The 1,613-nt window shown below is 65.5% G+C and carries 1 protein-coding gene; it reads left to right on the forward strand.

Annotated features, from left to right (window positions below; translation table 11 throughout):
* Window positions 1-1,613: ubiquitin-activating E1 FCCH domain-containing protein (locus UN63_RS16830; protein WP_219821207.1), on the forward strand; the 1,613-nt coding region annotated here is incomplete at both ends.

Below are 1,613 nucleotides of genomic sequence, written 5' to 3' on the forward strand. Positions count from 1 at the left end.
ACATAAAGACGCATCGGCCCAGTCTGCGCAGTTGTCGGGAGAGTACGCCGCCAACGCCCAGGCCCGCGAAGCTACCGCCGGCCAACACGCCAGCTTTGCCCAGGACCAGGCCAGCGCCGCCGCCCTCAAGGCCACAGAGTCGGCCAGTCACGCCGCCGAGTCGCTCACCCACCGTAACGCAGCAGAAGACGAGGCCGCCAAGGCAAAGCAGTCGGCCGACACCGCCGCCGCCATCGTCACCGGCGGTACCGCCACCCTGACCCCTGAGCCGGGCAAGATCCCGCTGGCCGACAGCGAGGGCAAGATTGATATTAACTGGCTGGGCAAAGACACCGCCGCTCGCATCATGCTGGGCGCGGTGCGGGTGAATGACATCGGTCAGCCCGGCAGCCTGGGCTACGGCGTCGGCATCTGCCCCGAGCTGCCCGCCGGCTACACCGCCATGCCCGGCACCTTCACTTTGGGCTCCGACGAGTACGGCAACTACCAGTATTCTGATGGCTCCGTAATGGTGTGGGTGCCGGCGTACTATGCCCGCATCGCCCACGCCGACAATCCGAGCTACGGGGTGCACGGCGTCAACTCGATACACACAGAACCACTGCACAAGTTCGCCACTCGCGCCGATGCCGAGGCCGCCGGCTACCTGCTGCCCCGCGCCTTCATCGATGGCGGCGAGGTGGTGCCCGGCTTCATGCACGACAAGTACCGCTGCAGCAACAACGGAGGCACCGCCAGCTCCATTAAAAATGGCAACCCACTGTCGAGCCATGCTGATCACAGCCCGTTCAACGGCCTGACCGGGGCACCGGCCAACAACTACGGCGGCGCCATCGCGGCGGCCAAGACCCGGGGCGCCCAGTTCTTCCCCAACAGTCGCTTCATGCGCGCGTCCCTGGCCCTGCTGCACGACGCCCACGCTCAGGCCTCCACCAGCACCAGCCACAACGCCTGGTGGGACGTCAACAACGTGACCAACTTCGTCAAAGGCTGCAACAACAACGCCCTGGGCGACACCAACGACGGCAGCGTCAGCTATGTGTCCGACGGTTACAGCAACTGCGGCAAGACCGGCTCCGGCACCCCGTTCGCAAAGACCACTCACAACGGGCAGGGCTGCGGCATCGCCGATCTCAACGGCAACATGTACACCATAGAGCTGGGCCTGACCTGCGTTGCCAGCACCAAGACCGTCACCGGCGCCACCCAGGCCAACCCGGTAGCGCTGACCATCACCGGTCACGGCCTGACCACCGGTGAGCCCGTGATGATCACCAGCGTGGGCGGCATGACTCAGCTGAACGACAAGATTTATACCGCCACCGTGGTGGATGCCAACACCCTCACCCTGGATGGGGTCGACGGCACCGGCTTTACCGCCTACACCTCCGGCGGATCTCTGACCAGCGGCACCTTCTACACCGCCGCCGAGAGCACCCGCATGGAGGACTTTACCGGCGGCAACAGCCTGGCCACCGATCACTGGGGTGCCACCGGTGTCGCCGCCATGATGCAACCCGTCGGTCTCAAGCTGCGCACCGACTACCCCAACAATGGCTTTAGCCTGCGCTATGGCGACGGCGCCAACCAGGTGCTGAGCGAGGCGATCAGCG

It is taken from the genome of Oceanisphaera arctica (assembly GCF_002936955.1).
GTDB lineage: Bacteria > Pseudomonadota > Gammaproteobacteria > Enterobacterales > Aeromonadaceae > Oceanimonas > Oceanimonas arctica.